Here is a 17514-nt window from a genome sequence, read left to right on the forward strand (position 1 = left end):
GATCTGTGGATAACCTGTGTACGGTTTGTTGGCGAATGGTTGTTTTTGATTCATAAGAAGCTGATTTAATTACATATTTCTTGAACTCATAAATTCACTGAAAACGTGCATAAGTTTTTTCAGAATAAAAAAACCGGTCCTTGTGACCAGTTTTTTATGCACAGCAGAAAAGTACGTTTTTCAATCGTCGAGCAAGGGCAACTGCAGGGTGAAGGTGGAGCCTTGTCCCAGTGCGCTGTCACACAAAATCCGGCCGCCGTGGCGCTCGACCACCGCCTTGACCATGGTCAGGCCCAGCCCCAATCCCTCACTCCCTTGCGCTGAGTCGAAACGTCGATATTGGTTGAACAGTTCAGGAAGGTCTTGCGGCGCGATGCCGGGCCCCTGGTCACGAATACGGCACTCCAACAAGCCCTGCGCACTGCCATGGCTCAACGTAACAGTAGTACCGGACGGCGAATACTTGATCGCGTTCTCCAGTACGTTGAACAGTGCCCGGGTGAGCAGCGACTGGTCGGCGCAAACCATGCCTTCATCCGCCTCATCCAAATCGTGAACCAGATGAATACCCTTGAGCTGGGCGATCACTGCCACCTGATCAAAGGCGTCCATCACCAGCATCGCGAACAGTGTGGGTTGGAAGTGATAGCCATCAGCTTCAGCCTTGGCCAACTGTACGAAAGACTCGGTGAGGCTCAGGGCTCGTCGCACTTGCTGCTCGATCTGGGCAAATACCGGTGACTCCCCGTTGTGCACGTCCAGCAGTGCCAGGATCGCTGAATGGGGCGCACGCAAGTCATGGGACAGAAAGCGCAGCATCGTCTCACGGTGTTGCTGGGCTTCACGCTCTTTGCTCAGGTCGGTCAGGCTCAACAGCCAGCCAAGGGCCACGTCACCTTCTGCTGGAAGCAAGGGCGCGAGTTCCATGCGCAGGCTGCGTTGGTGAATGTCACGAAACTCGACAAGCTCCATCGCCGACAGGGCAGGGCGCACGCCATTGTGCAGTGGCGGGTAACCCAGGTCGGCGAGTTGTTCGAGCAAGTTACCGTTGACCAGATCATTGCCAAACACGTCACGCGCGACACGGTTTGCCAACAACACGATGCCTTTGGGATCGGTGATCAGGGTTGCGACCGGCAGGCATTCCAAGCCATCGGCCATGAAGCGTCGGGTGTCCCGGGTGCGGCTGACCGCTTGCTCCAGGGCAAAGATCCGACCCTGAAGCACATCACCTTTGCTGGCAGGTGCACGGCGACGTTCGGGTAATACTTTGGGCTCATTGTCCAAACGCGCCAATTCCCAGCCAAAGTAAGCGAGGATCACGCTGAGGCGGCGCCAATTCCAGATCAGGTAGCTGAGCAGCAAGCCGATCAAACACGCGGCGGGTGACCACCAATGCCCCAAACGCAAGAGCGCCCATGAGCCGAGCAAGGCGCCAGCCATACAACCCAACGTCATCCACAGGGCATAGCGTGGGCGGTACAACAGAAGGCCCAGCAGCAATGCCACCAAAGAGGTTGCCATCAGCGCTGAAAGCCAGCCAGGGAGGTCGACGATACTGCGCCCTTGCAGCAAGCCATTGAGGATATTGGCCTCGATCTCCACGCCGGCGGTAGTGCCAAAGGAAGAGGAAAGCGGCGTGATAAAACGATCGCCCATACCATAGGCGGTGGCCCCCACCAGAATCAGACGGCCACGCAGCAACTCTGGCGAAACTTCACCGCGCAACACACTGACATAAGAGACGCTGGGGAAATGACCGTCAGCGGTGAACGGAACACGAACCGCATGCTCCCGATGCCAATGCGGGCCCGTCGCTTTTTGGGTAAATCCAGGCATTGGCTCGGGTTCACCCGTGAGGGTATACGCCAGCCACGCCAACTGCGGGAGCGTGTTGCCGGGCGGACCTTCGCGCAGATACAGGCTGCGTACCACGCCGTCATTGTCCGCTTCTACGTTGACATGCCCCACGCCCTTCGCGCATTTGAACAAGGGCATCAAACGCTCGTCCGGCGGGTGGGCGCTCACCGAACCCTCCGTCACCAGCGGCAGGAGCACGTTGCCGGCGTTGCAGACCGCGTCAGCCAACCGCTGGTCTTCGGAAGCTTCGCCCGGTTCACTGAAGATCACATCAAACAAAATGCCTACAGGTCGTGCAGCACCAAGACGATCAATCAGATCAGCGTGCAGGCTGCGCGGCCATGGCCATTGGCCGAGTTGCTGCAAGCTCTGATCATCAATGGTCACCAATAAGATTCGCGGGTCGACCGGCAGGGGAGTGAGGCGCCGAAGGCTGTCATACAGCGGGTTATTGAGCGCCAGGCCGGCGCTCAACGACAGGTAGACGGTGAAGGGCAGAAGCACCAGGCCAATCCACAGCCACTCGCGCACAAGGCCATGAAACAGCAACTGGGCCTGAGTGGGTTGGCGTTTTTCGGCCTTGCGCCACCACATCACGAAGCTGCCGCCGCATAGCAATAGTGGGTGGTTGTTGATGTCATGGCCCCGGCTTCTCCTTCCAGGCGATGTTTTTGGAATGTGATGTCCTGGAACCCATTGAAGCTCATTCCTGTCTGAGGGAAAGCCTTTCCTGAATGTTTCGCTGGGGAACCTGGCGACTGTGCCTGAAGGGCCATCGGCCGCGATCCTTTTCCTTACCGGCAGGAGCCGGTATCTTCCCTTTAGGTCTCATGGTCTTTTATAGGGTTAAAGGCGCTTTGATATCAGCGTACCCAGAGAACCGAGGGTCTTTGAATCTGACCACAATTCTTCAGATTCATAGGCCGGCATCTGTGCAGTATGTGCCCGCTTTGAACCAGGCCATCGGCTGCCGTATTTTTTAGTAGAAAGGACCCACCCATGCGTGTCGCAATACTGGATGACGAGCCCGTTGAATTGCGCCGGGTTGAGCAGACACTGCGACAAATCCCCGGCACCTCGGAACAACCCTGGTCTTTACATTGCTTCGAGCGCGGTGAGGACCTGCTGCGTCAACTGCGCCGGGAAACGTTCGACCTGCTCATACTCGATTGGCAACTGCCCGATATCAGCGGTATCGCATTATTGCGCTGGACCCGTGAACACATGGAGTCGCCACCTGCCGTGATCATGCTCACGAGCCGAGACGCCGAGAGCGATATCGTGGCGGCGTTGAACAGCGGGGCCGACGACTACGTCAGCAAACCCTTCCGGCCTAATGAATTAAAAGCTCGGGTCAGTGCTGTGCTGCGCCGTCATGGCCTGCAAAAAACGGCCTCACAGGAAGTGCAGAGCTTCAATGACCTCACCTTCGATGATGCCGAACTGACCGTAACCCGCGCAGGCAAACCGATCAACTTGACCGAGCGAGAGTATCGTCTCGCCAGTTGCCTGTTTGCCAATCTAGCGCGCCCGTTATCCCGTGAGTATCTTTACGAACGGTTCTGGACCCATGAAGAAATGGTGTCCTCTCGTCCTTTGGATACACATATCTACCGCCTGCGTAACAAGCTTGGGCTGACTGCGGACCGAGGCTGGCAACTGCTGACCATCTACGGTTATGGCTATCGTCTAGAGAGCGTCGCGGCTGCGACCCCAGGTTAAAACTGCAGATGTTCCACGTGGAGCATTTAGTATTCGCTTAATCATCATCCAATAAAAAAGGCCAACGCTAAGCGTTGGCCTTTTTGTTTTAGCACGTTGACCTGATCAGAAATCCAGGTTGGACACGGCCAAAGCATTGCTCTCGATGAAATCACGACGGGGTTCAACCGCATCCCCCATGAGGGTGTTGAAGATCTGATCCGCGCCAATCGCATCTTCGATGGTCACGCGCAGCATACGGCGCTGAGCAGGGTCCATGGTGGTTTCCCACAGTTGATCCGGGTTCATTTCGCCCAGACCTTTGTATCGCTGGATTGTGTGACGCTTGGTGCTTTCCGCCATCAGCCAGTCGAGGGCTTCCTTGAATTCCTTGACCTGCTTCTTGCGTTCGCCACGCTGGATGTATGCGCCATCGTCCAGCAGGGTGCTCAATTGCGCGCCCAGGGTAACGACAGTTTTGTAGTCATTGCTGCCGAAGAAGTCGCGGTTGAAGGTGACGTAGTTCGACAGGCCGTGGGAAATCAGTTCGACCTCTGGTAGCCACACGTTACGTTCACGGTCTTCACGCAGGCTGGCTTTGTACACCAGGCCAGACTTTTCGACGGTGCGCAGGCGTACTTCGTACTGGGCCAGCCAATCCTGCATCGCTGCGTGATCGCCCAGCTGTTCCAGGCTGACGGCCGGCAGGTAGATGAAGTGCTCGGTCAGTTCCTGAGGGTACAAGCGCGACAGACGCTTGAGGGTCTTCATCACCATGCGGAAGTCGTTAACCAGGCGCTCCAGCGACTCACCGGAGATGCCAGGGGCTTCATCGTTCAAGTGCAGGCTGGCATCTTCCAGGGCCGACTGTGTCATGTACTCTTCCATGGCGTCGTCGTCTTTGATGTACTGCTCTTGCTTGCCCTTTTTCACTTTGTACAACGGCGGCTGAGCGATGTAGATATAGCCACGCTCGATCAGCTCCGGCAACTGACGGAAGAAGAAGGTCAGCAGCAGGGTACGGATGTGCGAACCGTCGACGTCAGCATCGGTCATGATGATGATGTTGTGATAACGCAGTTTGTCGATGTTGTACTCGTCACGGCCGATACCGCAGCCCAACGCCGTGATCAAGGTGCCGACTTCCTGCGAGGAAATCATCTTGTCGAAACGCGCTTTTTCGACGTTGAGGATCTTGCCCTTCAGCGGCAGGATGGCTTGGGTGCGGCGGTTACGACCCTGCTTGGCGGAGCCGCCAGCAGAGTCACCTTCCACTAGGTACAGTTCGGAGAGGGCAGGGTCCTTCTCCTGGCAGTCCGCCAGTTTGCCCGGCAGGCCGGCGATGTCCAACGCGCCTTTACGGCGAGTCATTTCACGGGCCTTACGCGCCGCTTCACGGGCACGTGCAGCATCGATCATCTTGCCGACGACCAGCTTGGCTTCGTTCGGATTCTCGAGCAGGAAGTCAGAGAAGTACTTGCCCATTTCCTGCTCGACCGCCGTCTTCACTTCGGAAGACACCAGTTTGTCTTTGGTCTGCGAGCTGAACTTTGGATCCGGCACTTTCACCGAAATAATCGCGGTCAGGCCTTCGCGCGCATCGTCACCGGTGGTGGCAACCTTGTGCTTCTTGGCCAGGCCTTCGGCTTCAATGTAGGTGTTCAGGTTACGCGTCAACGCCGAACGGAAACCCACCAAGTGAGTACCGCCATCGCGCTGCGGAATGTTGTTGGTGAAGCACAACAGGTTCTCGTTGAAGCTGTCGTTCCATTGCAGGGCGATTTCCACGCCAATGCCGTCTTCACGCTGGATGTTGAAGTGGAACACCTGGTTGACCGCAGTCTTGTTGGTGTTCAGGTATTCAACGAATGCACGCAGGCCGCCTTCGTATTTGAACAACTCTTCTTTACCGCTGCGTTCGTCTTTGAGGACGATACCCACACCGGAGTTGAGGAAAGACAGTTCGCGAATACGCTTGGCCAGGATGTCCCAGCTGAAATGGATATTCTTGAAGGTTTCTGCCGATGGCTTGAAATGAATCTGGGTGCCGGTCGATTCACTGTCGCCGACGATTTTCATCGGTTCTTGTGGAACACCGTGGACGTAAGTCTGTTCCCAGATCTTGCCACTGCGGCGTACGGTCAGGATCAGCTCTTCGGACAGGGCATTCACCACCGACACACCCACACCGTGCAAACCGCCGGAGACTTTATAGGAGTTGTCGTCGAACTTACCGCCGGCGTGGAGCACGGTCATGATGACCTCTGCCGCCGATACGCCTTCTTCTTTGTGCACATCGACCGGGATACCGCGACCGTTGTCGCGCACGGTGATGGACTCATCCGGGTGGATGATGATGCTGATGTCGTCGCAGTGACCGGCCAAAGCTTCGTCGATGGAGTTGTCGACCACCTCGAACACCATGTGGTGCAGACCGCTACCATCATCGGTGTCGCCGATGTACATACCAGGACGTTTGCGTACGGCATCCAAACCTTTCAGCACTTTAATGCTGGTCGAGTCGTACGTGTTTTCTTCGCTCATGCCTTCACTCCCGATGGTCGTGGGTCTGGGTGATACGGCCTTGTTCCACGTGGAACAAAGCGACTGGCGTTTCCGTCTGCCAGCCTTCCCTCAATAATTCGTGGTCTACACAGGTGATAAACACCTGGCAGCGTAAGTCTTCCAACAAGCGGCATAACGCGCGGCGGTGTTGCTCGTCGAGTTCAGACGGCAGGTCATCCACCAGATAAATACACTGACCGCGTCGGGCCTGGCTAACCAGATGGCCCTGCGCGATACGCAACGCACACACCACCAACTTCTGCTGGCCACGGGACAAGATATCCGCAGCATTGTGAGCGCCTAATCTAAGGCGCAAATCAGCCCGTTGGGGTCCGGCTTGGGTATGGCCAATTTGCTGATCCCGCTGCAAGGAGGTGGCGAGTACTGCACTCAGTTCACGCTCTTTGTCCCAACCACGGTAGTAACTCAACGTCAGCCCTTCGAGATCCAACAACTCACTCAAAGTCTGCTCAAAGACTGGTTTCAAGGCTTTGATGTAGGCACGGCGGTATTCATCTATTTCGTCGCTGGCCAGGCACAATTCCCGATCCCAGGCCGCTTGTGAAGCGGCGTCAAGTGTACCATGCCGCAGCCATGAGTTCCGCTGCCGCAGGGCCTTCTGCAGGCGCTGCCACGTGGCCATAAAACGTGGTTCCACGTGGAACACACCCCAATCGAGGAACTGCCTGCGAATTTTGGGTGCACCTTCCAGCAAGCGGAAGCTGTCAGGGTTAATCAACTGCAACGGCAGAATTTCTGCAAGCTGCGCAGCGCTCCGAGCATTTTGCCCATCGATGCGAATTTGAAACTCCCCACCGCGATCACGGGATATCCCCAGGCTGCTATGGCCGCCTTCCGCCAGTTCGACTTGGCCAAACACGGTGCACGCCAATTGTTCGTACTGGATGACCGGTAGCAACCGAGCACTGCGAAAGGAACGGGCAAGCCCAAGCAGATGAATGGCTTCCAGCACGCTGGTTTTGCCACTGCCATTGGCGCCATGGAGGATATTGATGCGGGGGGAGGGAGAGAAGGTCACCGGGTGCAGATTGCGCACCGCGGTGACAGAGACACGACTGAGGGACATCTAGCTTCTGCTGAGCATGATTACAGGCGCATCGGCATAACAACGTAAGCCGAGTCGTCGTTGTCGGATTCCTGCACCAGGGCGCTGCTGTTGGAGTCAGACAGAATCAAGCGGACCTGCTCAGTCGTCATCACACCCAGTACGTCCAGCAGGTAGCTCACGTTGAAACCAATTTCCAGCGAACCGCCGTTGTAGTCGACGCCCACTTCTTCTTCCGCTTCTTCCTGTTCCGGGTTGTTGGCCTGGATTTTCAGCTGACCATTGGCGAGTTGCAGACGGATGCCGCGGTACTTTTCGTTCGACAGAATTGCTGTGCGGCTGAACGCTTCACGCAAAGCCTGACGATCACCCAGCACGAGCTTGTCACCGCCTTTAGGCAGTACTCGCTCGTAGTCCGGGAACTTGCCGTCTACCAGCTTGGAAGTAAAGGTGAACTCGCCAGTAGTGGCGCGGATGTGGTGCTGCCCCAACACGATGCTGACGTTGCCATCTGGCTCAGTAAGCAGGCGTGCCAGCTCAAGGATACCCTTGCGCGGTACGATGACCTGATGACGATCCGGCTGGCCGATATCGGCTTTCATCGAGCACATGGCCAGACGGTGACCGTCGGTTGCCACCGCGCGAATAATGCCTTCCGACACTTCCAGCAGCATGCCGTTGAGGTAGTAACGCACGTCCTGCTGGGCCATGGCGAAGCTGGTGCGCTCGATCAAGCGCCGCAGTCGGCTCTGTTCCAGGCTGCACGTCAGCGAGCCCGGGCCTTCTTCAACGGTCGGGAAATCATTGGCCGGCAAAGTCGACAGGGTGAATTTACTGCGGCCAGCCTTTACCAACAGCTTGTTCTGTTCGTCGACCTTGATATCGATCAGAGCGTCATTGGGCAAGCTCTTGCAGATGTCCATCAGCTTGCGCGCCGGCACAGTGATCTCGCCCGGCTCTGCGGGTTCTTCCAGCTGTACGCGACCCACCAACTCGACTTCCAGGTCGGTACCGGTCAAAGACAACTGCTGGCCTTCAACCACCAGCAATACGTTGGAGAGCACCGGCAAGGTCTGTCGGCGCTCGACGACGCCTGCGACCAGTTGCAGGGGTTTCAACAGGGCTTCGCGTTGAATGGTGAAATGCATGGTCTAGTCCCTTGCCTTAATAAGCTGCGCTGGTGTCATCAAGTTGTCAGTGTACGCAGCAGGTTCTTGTAGTCCTCGCGAATATCCGCGTCGGATTCCTTAAGTTCATTGATCTTGCGGCATGCGTGCAAGACCGTGGTGTGATCGCGACCACCAAACACATCACCAATTTCCGGCAGGCTGTGGTTGGTCAACTCTTTGGAGAGGGCCATGGCGACTTGGCGCGGACGAGCTACCGAGCGTGAACGGCGCTTGGACAGCAGGTCGGAAATCTTGATCTTGTAGTACTCGGCCACAGTGCGCTGAATGTTATCCACACTGACCAGCTTGTCCTGCAGTGCCAGCAAGTCCTTCAGGGATTCGCGAATCAACTCGATGGTGATATCGCGCCCCATGAAGTGCGAGTGAGCGATGACGCGCTTGAGCGCACCTTCCAGCTCACGCACGTTGGAACGAATGCGTTGAGCAATAAAGAAGGCAGCGTCGTGGGGCAGATCGACTTTGGCCTGGTCGGCCTTTTTCATCAGGATCGCGACGCGGGTTTCCAGTTCCGGCGGCTCCACCGCTACGGTCAAGCCCCAGCCGAAACGCGACTTCAAGCGTTCTTCCAGGCCTTCGATTTCCTTCGGGTAACGGTCACTGGTCAAGATGACCTGTTGGCCACCTTCGAGCAAGGCGTTGAAGGTGTGGAAAAACTCTTCCTGGGAACGCTCTTTGCGCGCGAAGAATTGAATGTCATCGATCAGCAACGCATCCACCGAACGGTAGAAACGCTTGAACTCGTTGATGGCATTGAGCTGCAAGGCCTTGACCATGTCAGCCACGAAGCGCTCCGAGTGCAGGTACACAACCTTGGCATTCGGGTTCTTCTTTAATAGGTGGTTACCCACAGCATGCATCAAGTGAGTCTTACCCAAGCCAACACCACCATAAAGGAAGAGTGGGTTGTAACCATGCTTGGGGTTATCGGCGACTTGCCAGGCCGCGGCGCGAGCCAGCTGGTTGGATTTACCCTCAACGAAGTTTTCGAAGGTAAAAGTGCGATTCAGGTAGCTGGTGTGCTTGAGCGCGCCTTCCACCTGCACGGTGCGCTGTTCGGCGCGGACCGGCGCTTGTTGGGAGCTGGCGCCCGCCATCGGATCAAAGCTGTCGCGGGACGGCTCTTCATTTGCAGGAGCGTTTTTCTGCGACGACGACTTCGCTGGCGCCTGGGCAACCGACGGCGGCACGTTATTAACCGGCGCCGCTGCGGCCTGCGCCTGCGAGGCACTGGCTGCCAGCGGAGCATTCGGCGCAGCGCGAGGCGCGGAGCTGCGTTTGCTGCCTATTAATAGAGAAAGCACAGGGGCGATGCCATTGCCGTGTTCATCGAGCAATTCGAGAACGCGGCTCAGGTATTTCTCGTTGACCCAGTCGAGAACGAAACGGTTGGGCGCATAGACGCGCAACTCGTCGCCTTCGGCTTCGACCTGTAGCGGACGGATCCAGGTGTTGAATTGCTGGGCAGGCAGCTCATCGCGCAAAAGCTCCACGCACTGCTGCCAAAGTTCCACTGACACGGATATCCCCTAAGTTGAAAGCCGGTGAGGCAAAAACAGCCGCCATTGTAGCGGCCAGCCGCCCACTTATCCACATGTAGGTTGCTCACAGGGCAGCCAAAATCAACGCTTTAGGCACAATAAAGGCGACCAATGGTCTGTGCATAAGCTCTGTGGATAAGCGTGCCTGAGCTCGTTGTACAAGTGGGGTCGAAAGTCTGTGGGTAACTGGCCTGTGGATAACAACCTGTTTCACACACAGCTTATCCGACAGCGCAGCACAGGCAGAGCACCGTTTTCCCCCGTAGTTGTCATTCTCTGTACATCACGTGAAACAAGGTGTCGAGGCAGTTATCCACAGATGATCGTGTGCCTAGCTTTTATAAGCTTTACAGAAAAGCTTTAAATAACTTCCTTCTTTATTTTTATATCTATGGCATTGCCCATGTAATCCCCTGGCTCAGAAAAACACCTAGAGACCTGCTGAGATCTAATTAAAGGAAAAGCTGGTTGGAAATTGACCTAGAGGCTTGCTTTCTCTAGAATCGCCGGTCTCTTAAAACGGGGGCCATTCCGGCCCGTTGTGGACGAACCAGGTAACAACGCCATGAAACGTACTTTCCAACCAAGCACCATCAAACGCGCCCGTACCCACGGCTTCCGTGCTCGCATGGCCACCAAGAACGGCCGTGCTGTCCTGTCGCGTCGCCGCGCCAAAGGTCGTGCGCGTCTGGCAGTTTGATAATCCGGTACTGGTGGTGAGTCAGGACTTCAGTCGGGAAAAGCGTTTGCTGACCCCCCGGCATTTCAAGGCAGTCTTTGACTCCCCCACCGGCAAGGTTCCGGGGAAAAATCTCCTGCTCCTTGCGCGTAACAACGATCTTGATCACCCCCGTCTCGGGTTGGTGATTGGCAAGAAGAGCGTAAAGCTCTCCGTTGAGCGCAATCGCCTCAAGCGTCTGATGCGCGAATCGTTTCGCCTCCACCAGGACACTCTGGTTGGTTGGGATATTGTTATCGTCGCGCGCAAAGGCTTGGGGGACGTAGAAAACCCCGAATTGATTCAGCATTTCGGCAAGCTCTGGAAACGTTTGGCGCGTACCAACAAGCCAGCACCAGCAGTCAGCACCGAAACTGTAGGGGTAGACAGCCTTGATGCGTAAACTGGCAATCGTTCCGATCCAGTTTTACCGCTATGCCATTAGTCCTCTGATGGCCAACCACTGTCGTTTCTACCCCAGTTGTTCCTGCTACGCGTTAGAGGCCATTGAAAATCATGGTCTTCTGCGCGGTGGCTGGTTGGCCTTTCGTCGTTTAGGTCGCTGTCATCCGTGGAATCCCGGTGGTTTTGACCCGGTTCCACCTATCCCTACCTCCCGTTCTTCTTCGATGGCCGAGTAATCATGGATATTAAACGCACAATCCTGATCGTCGCCCTGGCAATCGTGTCCTATTCTATGGTTCTCAAGTGGAACCAGGACTATGGTCAGGCTGCCCTGCCGACTCAGAATGTTGCTGCCAACCAGGCTGCGCCGGCTATTCCGGACACCCCGTTGGGTAACAATGCGTCCGCGAGTGCCGATGTTCCCAGCGCGAATGGCGAGACAACTGCCCCTTTAGAAACGCCAGTTGTTACCAATAAAGACCTCATCCATGTGAAAACGGATGTGCTCGACCTGGCGATCGACCCACAAGGTGGTGATATCGCGCAGCTGAAGCTGCCCCTGTATCCACGTCGCCAAGACCATCCGGATGTACCATTCCAGCTGTTCGATAACGGTGGCGAACGTACTTATCTGGCACAAAGTGGCCTGACCGGTACCAATGGTCCGGACGCACGTGCTACCGGCCGTCCGGTTTATTCGACCGAACAGAAGACTTATCAACTGGCTGATGGCCAGAACCAGTTGAACGTTGACCTGAAATTCAGCCTCGACGGCGTCAACTACATCAAGCGTTTCAGCTTCACCCGTGGTTTGTACGACTTGAAGGTCACTTACCTGATCGACAACGAAAGCGACAAACCGTGGAGCGGCAACCTGTTTGCCCAGCTCAAGCGTGACAACAGCGCTGATCCTTCTTCCAGCACCGCCACCGGCACCGCGACTTACCTGGGCGCCGCCCTGTGGACAAGTAGCGAGCCGTACAAAAAAGTGTCGATGAAAGATATCGACAAGGGCGCGCTCAAAGAAACGGTCCAGGGCGGTTGGGTTGCCTGGTTGCAACACTACTTCGTGACCGCATGGATCCCGAACAAGGGTGAAGCCAACCTGGTTCAAACCCGCAAAGACAGCCAAGGCAACTACATTATTGGTTTTACTGGCCCGGCGTTGACCGTCGCACCCGGTGCCAAGGCTGAAACCAGCGCCACTCTGTACGCAGGCCCGAAAAGCCAGGCCGTGCTCAAAGAGTTGTCCCCAGGTCTGGAACTGACTGTGGATTACGGCATTCTGTGGTTTATTGCCCAGCCTATCTTCTGGCTGCTGCAACATATCCACAGCATCGTCGGTAACTGGGGCTTCTCGATCATCTTCCTGACCATGCTGATCAAAGGGATCTTCTTCCCTCTGTCGGCAGCCAGCTACAAGTCGATGGCGCGCATGCGTGCCGTTGCTCCGAAACTGGCGGCTCTGAAAGAGCAACATGGTGACGACCGGCAGAAAATGTCGCAGGCCATGATGGAGCTGTACAAGAAAGAGAAGATCAACCCGCTGGGTGGATGCTTGCCGATTCTGGTGCAGATGCCGGTGTTCCTCTCGCTGTACTGGGTACTCCTGGAAAGCGTGGAAATGCGTCAGGCACCGTTCATTCTGTGGATAACTGACCTGTCGATCAAAGACCCGTTCTTTATCCTGCCGATCATCATGGGCGCTACCATGTTTATCCAGCAGCGTCTGAACCCTACACCGCCGGACCCAATGCAAGCCAAGGTCATGAAAATGATGCCAATCATCTTCACCTTCTTCTTCCTGTGGTTCCCAGCTGGTCTGGTGCTGTACTGGGTAGTCAACAACGTGTTGTCGATCTCCCAACAGTGGTACATCACTCGTAAAATCGAAGCGGCTACCAAAAAAGCTGCGGCGTAACTTACTCTGTGGATAACCACTCAAGACGCCCCCTAGTGGGGCGTTTTGCATTCCGTCACTTTGTTCTGGAACCTGCTGATGAGCGCTCCTCGTGAAACCATCGCTGCTGTCGCTACCGCTCAAGGTCGCGGCGGTGTCGGTATCGTTCGAATTTCCGGGCCGCTGGCGAGCGTGGCAGCCAACGCAATCAGCGGCCGGGAGCTGAAGCCGCGTTACGCCCATTACGGTCCTTTCCTGGATGCTGACCAGAGTGTTTTGGACGAGGGCCTGGCGCTCTATTTTCCAGGACCCAACTCCTTCACCGGTGAAGACGTTCTGGAACTGCAGGGCCATGGTGGTCCGGTTGTGTTGGATATGTTGCTTCAGCGTTGCCTGCAACTGGGTTGCCGCCTGGCACGCCCGGGCGAATTCAGCGAGCGGGCATTCCTCAACGACAAACTCGACTTGGCCCAAGCTGAGGCGATCGCCGATTTGATCGAAGCCAGTTCTGCACAGGCTGCACGCAATGCATTGCGTTCGCTGCAGGGGGCATTTTCCCTGCGTGTGCATAACTTGACCGAGCAGCTGATCAGTTTGCGTATCTATGTTGAGGCTGCCATCGATTTCCCCGAGGAGGAGATCGACTTTCTCGCCGATGGCCACGTCCTGACGATGCTGGATAAGGTTCGCGATGAGTTATCCACCGTGCTGCGTGAAGCAGGCCAGGGAGCCTTGCTGCGTGATGGTATGACGGTGGTGATCGCCGGGCGGCCGAATGCCGGCAAATCAAGCCTGCTCAATGCCCTGGCGGGTCGCGAAGCCGCCATCGTCACCGAGATTGCGGGTACCACGCGGGATATCTTGCGCGAACATATCCACATTGATGGCATGCCCCTGCACGTGGTCGACACCGCTGGCCTGCGCGATACCGATGACCAGGTCGAAAAGATCGGCGTGGAGCGCGCGCTCAAGGCGATCGGCGAAGCAGACCGGGTGTTGTTGGTGGTGGATGCGACTGCACCCGAAGCTGTGGATCCTTTTGCCTTGTGGCCAGAATTCCTCGAGCAACGGCCGGATCCGGCCAAAGTAACCTTGATCCGCAACAAGGCGGACCTGACCGGCGAAGCCATTGCTATGGAAACCAGCCAGGACGGTCACGTCACGATCAGCCTGAGTGCAAAGTCAGCTGGCGACGGGTTGGAATTGCTGCGCGATCACCTCAAGGCCTGCATGGGCTACGAACAGACGTCGGAAAGCAGCTTCAGCGCACGCCGCCGGCACCTGGAGGCACTGCGTCACGCCAGCGCAGCGTTGGAGCATGGTCGCGCCCAGTTGACCCTGGCAGGGGCTGGAGAGCTGCTGGCTGAGGATCTGCGCCAAGCACAGCAGCTGTTGGGTGAAATCACCGGCGCATTCAGCTCCGATGACCTGCTGGGAAGGATCTTCTCGAGCTTTTGCATCGGTAAATAACCCATCGTTGTTCACAGGCAGGCCGTTCGTGCCTGCCTGTTTCGCCCGCGTCAGGGCATTCCAAATCCAATTTTGACTCACTGCCCAAAAGAATGGCGGCTTCTGCGCGGGCGCCATTTGACGATGTGACCATTTTCTGTGGATTAAGCCCTGTGAATAACCCACCTTGTGCTCAGTTGATAACAGGGCGTGAAACCTGAGTAAAAACCCCGCTGTGGATAACCACTGCTTTAATCCACAGGCTTAAACCACTTATCCAAGGGCCTCATTGGCACATGACCACAGACTTTTGAACCTCTGTACACCACGTAAATAAATGGCTGTATAGATCTATCCACAGAAAACAGGCTCAGTAGAAATAAACATAAAAACAAAGATCTTATAAATTTCTTCTCTTTTAATTTCTATTGTCTGTGATTCATCCACAGCTGGTTAAATTTTGTGCAAAGGGTTCTTTAGGAGGGGCTAAGTCCCTATACTTGCCGCCAAAGCTCCAAAACCCTTTCAACAGACAATTCCTGATTACCTACATAAGCAGGCACGAGGTGCGTGGTGGATTTCCCTTCCCGTTTTGAAGTGATCGTCATCGGCGGCGGTCATGCCGGTACCGAGGCAGCACTGGCGTCAGCACGCATGGGCGTAAAAACCCTGTTGCTGACGCACAACGTGGAAACCCTCGGTGCAATGAGTTGCAACCCCGCGATTGGTGGGATCGGCAAAAGCCATCTGGTCAAAGAAATCGACGCCCTTGGCGGCGTCATGGCCATGGCTACCGACAAGGGTGGTATTCAATTTCGCGTGCTAAATAGCCGTAAAGGCCCAGCCGTGCGTGCCACTCGGGCTCAAGCCGACCGCATTCTGTACAAGGCGGCCGTACGCGAAACCCTGGAAAACCAACCGAACCTGTGGATATTTCAACAGGCAGCGGATGACCTGATCGTCGAGCAAGACCAAGTACGTGGTGTTGTCACTCAGATGGGCCTGCGTTTTTTCGCAGAATCCGTGGTGTTGACCACCGGTACGTTCCTCGGCGGACTTATCCACATCGGTATGCAGAACTACTCCGGCGGTCGTGCCGGTGATCCGCCGTCGATTGCCCTGGCAAAACGCCTGCGTGAATTGCCGCTGCGTGTCGGCCGCCTGAAAACCGGGACCCCGCCGCGTATCGACGGGCGTTCTGTGGATTTTTCAGTGATGACCGAACAAGCCGGTGATACACCGATTCCGGTGATGTCGTTCATGGGGTCCAAAGAACAGCACCCGAAACAGGTCAGTTGCTGGATTACCCACACCAACGCGCGTACCCACGAAATCATCGCTGCGAACCTCGACCGTTCGCCGATGTATTCCGGGGTGATCGAGGGCATTGGCCCGCGTTATTGCCCATCGATCGAGGACAAGATCCATCGCTTTGCCGACAAGGAAAGCCATCAGGTCTTCATCGAGCCCGAAGGCTTGACCACCCACGAGCTGTACCCGAACGGGATTTCCACTTCACTCCCGTTCGACGTACAAATTCAGATCGTGCAATCAATTCGCGGCATGGAAAACGCACACATCGTGCGCCCGGGTTATGCCATCGAGTACGACTACTTCGACCCGCGGGACCTGAAATACAGCCTGGAAACCAAAGTGATCGGCGGTTTGTTCTTCGCCGGGCAAATCAACGGCACCACCGGTTACGAAGAAGCCGGCGCCCAGGGTTTGCTGGCCGGAACCAACGCCGCACTGCGCGCCCAAGGCAAAGACAGCTGGTGCCCGCGTCGCGATGAGGCGTATATCGGCGTGTTGGTCGACGACCTGATTACCCTGGGTACCCAGGAACCGTACCGGATGTTCACTTCCCGGGCGGAATACCGTCTGATTCTGCGTGAAGACAACGCCGACCTGCGCCTGACCGAAAAAGGCCGCGAGCTGGGCCTGGTCGATGACGCGCGTTGGGAAGCGTTCTGCAAAAAACGCGAAAGCATCACGCTGGAAGAGCAGCGACTGAAAAGTACTTGGGTTCGTCCGGGGACCGAGCAGGGCGACGCGATTGCTGAAAAGTTCGGTACGCCACTGACCCACGAATACAATTTGCTCAACCTGCTGTCCCGTCCAGAAATCGACTACGCTGGTCTGGTCGAAGTGACAGGCGGCGGCGCAGAAGATCCACAGGTTGCCGAGCAGGTCGAAATCAAGACCAAATACGCTGGTTACATTGACCGCCAGCAGGATGAGATCGCTCGCCTGCGCGCCAGTGAAGACACCAAGCTGCCTGTGGATATCGATTACACCGGGATTTCCGGGCTGTCGAAAGAAATTCAAAGCAAGCTGGGTATAACTCGCCCGGAAACGTTGGGCCAAGCTTCACGTATCCCCGGTGTTACTCCGGCAGCCATTTCGCTGTTGATGATTCATTTGAAAAAACGCGGCGCGGGCCGTCAGTTGGAGCAAAGCGCTTGAGTTCGTCTGTTACCTCGCAACATGCCGAAGAGTTATCCACAGGTGCACGCCAGTTGGGCGTCGACCTGACCCCGGCCCAGCACGAATTGCTGCTGGGCTACCTCGCCCTGTTGATCAAGTGGAACAAGGCTTACAACCTGACGGCTGTGCGCGATCCGGACGAAATGGTTTCCCGTCACTTGCTCGACAGCCTGAGCGTGATGCCATTTATCGAAAATGGCCGCTGGCTCGACGTTGGCAGTGGTGGCGGCATGCCCGGCATCCCGTTGGCCATCCTGTTTCCCGAGTCCCAGGTCACTTGCCTGGACAGCAACGGCAAGAAAACCCGCTTCCTGACCCAGGTCAAACTCGAACTCAAGCTGGATAACCTGCAAGTTATCCACAGTCGCGTTGAAGAATTCACGCCTGAACGTCCTTTCAACGGAATTGTTTCCCGGGCGTTCAGCAGCATGGAGAACTTCAGCAACTGGACTCGCCACCTGGGCGACCGCGACACCCGCTGGCTGGCAATGAAGGGCGTCCATCCAAGCGATGAGCTGTTAGCATTGCCGGCAGACTTCCACCTCGATAGCGAACACGCCTTGGCCGTACCCGGTTGCCAAGGCCAACGCCATCTGCTGATACTGCGCCGCACGGCATGATTGGGAACACAAGCA

Annotated in this window: 13 protein-coding genes; 8 read left to right on the top strand and 5 right to left on the bottom strand. The window is 56.3% G+C overall.

Going from position 1 to position 17514, the window contains the following annotated elements; translation table 11 throughout:
* Window positions 1-180 precede the first annotated feature (180 nt).
* Entirely contained in the window at window positions 181-2457 is a 2277-nt protein-coding gene (locus tag AB4P94_RS06405) for a CHASE2 domain-containing protein (RefSeq protein ID WP_395609876.1), read from the bottom strand.
* Between the two features lie 402 nt (window positions 2458-2859).
* Here AB4P94_RS06405 and AB4P94_RS06410 point away from each other — a divergent pair, with 402 nt between their 5' ends.
* A complete protein-coding gene (locus tag AB4P94_RS06410) occupies window positions 2860-3582 on the top strand; it encodes a response regulator transcription factor (RefSeq protein WP_395609877.1) in 723 nt (240 codons plus the stop codon).
* 105 nt (window positions 3583-3687) lie between these two features.
* Here the strand turns inward: AB4P94_RS06410 and gyrB are convergent, their stop codons facing one another.
* From gyrB to dnaA, 4 genes are read right to left on the bottom strand one after another with little or no spacing between them, the layout of a single operon-like run.
* On the bottom strand, window positions 3688-6105 hold the full coding sequence (gene gyrB, locus AB4P94_RS06415) for a DNA topoisomerase (ATP-hydrolyzing) subunit B (RefSeq protein ID WP_145158421.1): 2418 nt from the start codon (window positions 6103-6105) through the stop codon (window positions 3688-3690).
* 4 nt (window positions 6106-6109) lie between these two features.
* On the bottom strand, window positions 6110-7213 hold the full coding sequence (recF, locus tag AB4P94_RS06420) for a DNA replication/repair protein RecF (RefSeq protein WP_010565854.1): 1104 nt from the start codon (window positions 7211-7213) through the stop codon (window positions 6110-6112).
* A 20-nt stretch (window positions 7214-7233) separates the two neighbouring features.
* Window positions 7234-8340 (bottom strand): DNA polymerase III subunit beta, encoded by a 1107-nt coding sequence (dnaN, locus tag AB4P94_RS06425; RefSeq protein WP_078739908.1) that lies wholly within the window; start codon window positions 8338-8340, stop codon window positions 7234-7236.
* Between the two features lie 38 nt (window positions 8341-8378).
* Complete coding sequence (gene dnaA / locus AB4P94_RS06430; protein ID WP_395609878.1) at window positions 8379-9899, bottom strand: chromosomal replication initiator protein DnaA; 1521 nt, start codon at window positions 9897-9899, stop codon at window positions 8379-8381.
* Window positions 9900-10485: 586 nt separating this feature from the next.
* Between dnaA and rpmH the strand changes: the two genes are divergently transcribed.
* The 7 genes from rpmH (at window position 10486) to rsmG (ending at window position 17499) form a co-directional block, all read left to right on the top strand.
* The gene (gene rpmH, locus AB4P94_RS06435; RefSeq protein WP_003213577.1) at window positions 10486-10620 is read left to right on the top strand and encodes a 50S ribosomal protein L34; all 135 of its coding nucleotides are present in this window, start codon (window positions 10486-10488) and stop codon (window positions 10618-10620) included.
* 16 nt (window positions 10621-10636) lie between these two features.
* On the top strand, window positions 10637-11041 hold the full coding sequence (rnpA, locus tag AB4P94_RS06440) for a ribonuclease P protein component (RefSeq protein WP_010565857.1): 405 nt from the start codon (window positions 10637-10639) through the stop codon (window positions 11039-11041).
* A complete protein-coding gene (gene yidD, locus AB4P94_RS06445) occupies window positions 11034-11279 on the top strand; it encodes a membrane protein insertion efficiency factor YidD (RefSeq protein ID WP_395609879.1) in 246 nt (81 codons plus the stop codon). Before rnpA ends, yidD begins: the two co-directional genes overlap by 8 nt.
* A 2-nt stretch (window positions 11280-11281) precedes the next feature.
* Complete coding sequence (gene yidC / locus AB4P94_RS06450; RefSeq protein ID WP_395609880.1) at window positions 11282-12964, top strand: membrane protein insertase YidC; 1683 nt, start codon at window positions 11282-11284, stop codon at window positions 12962-12964.
* Between the two features lie 78 nt (window positions 12965-13042).
* A complete protein-coding gene (mnmE, locus tag AB4P94_RS06455; RefSeq protein WP_395609881.1) occupies window positions 13043-14413 on the top strand; it encodes a tRNA uridine-5-carboxymethylaminomethyl(34) synthesis GTPase MnmE in 1371 nt (456 codons plus the stop codon).
* Window positions 14414-14965: 552 nt separating this feature from the next.
* The gene (mnmG, locus tag AB4P94_RS06460; protein ID WP_026136734.1) at window positions 14966-16858 is read left to right on the top strand and encodes a tRNA uridine-5-carboxymethylaminomethyl(34) synthesis enzyme MnmG; all 1893 of its coding nucleotides are present in this window, start codon (window positions 14966-14968) and stop codon (window positions 16856-16858) included.
* A complete protein-coding gene (gene rsmG / locus AB4P94_RS06465) occupies window positions 16855-17499 on the top strand; it encodes a 16S rRNA (guanine(527)-N(7))-methyltransferase RsmG (RefSeq protein ID WP_395609882.1) in 645 nt (214 codons plus the stop codon). Before mnmG ends, rsmG begins: the two co-directional genes overlap by 4 nt.
* The last annotated feature ends 15 nt before the right edge of the window (window positions 17500-17514 follow it).

It is taken from the genome of Pseudomonas sp. B22129, from assembly GCF_044218875.1.
Taxonomy (GTDB): Bacteria; Pseudomonadota; Gammaproteobacteria; order Pseudomonadales; family Pseudomonadaceae; genus Aquipseudomonas.

Bases quoted from the DNA above. Each gene is read 5' to 3' on its own strand.
- rpmH (WP_003213577.1), top strand. From the start codon at position 10,486: ATGAAACGTACTTTCCAACCAAGCACCATCAAACGCGCCCGTACCCAC.
- mnmE (WP_395609881.1), top strand. From the start codon at position 13,043: ATGAGCGCTCCTCGTGAAACCATCGCTGCTGTCGCTACCGCTCAAGGT.
- yidC (WP_395609880.1), top strand. From the start codon at position 11,282: ATGGATATTAAACGCACAATCCTGATCGTCGCCCTGGCAATCGTGTCC.
- dnaN (WP_078739908.1), bottom strand. From the start codon at position 8,340: ATGCATTTCACCATTCAACGCGAAGCCCTGTTGAAACCCCTGCAACTG.
- gyrB (WP_145158421.1), bottom strand. From the start codon at position 6,105: ATGAGCGAAGAAAACACGTACGACTCGACCAGCATTAAAGTGCTGAAA.
- recF (WP_010565854.1), bottom strand. From the start codon at position 7,213: ATGTCCCTCAGTCGTGTCTCTGTCACCGCGGTGCGCAATCTGCACCCG.
- AB4P94_RS06410 (WP_395609877.1), top strand. From the start codon at position 2,860: ATGCGTGTCGCAATACTGGATGACGAGCCCGTTGAATTGCGCCGGGTT.
- yidD (WP_395609879.1), top strand. From the start codon at position 11,034: ATGCGTAAACTGGCAATCGTTCCGATCCAGTTTTACCGCTATGCCATT.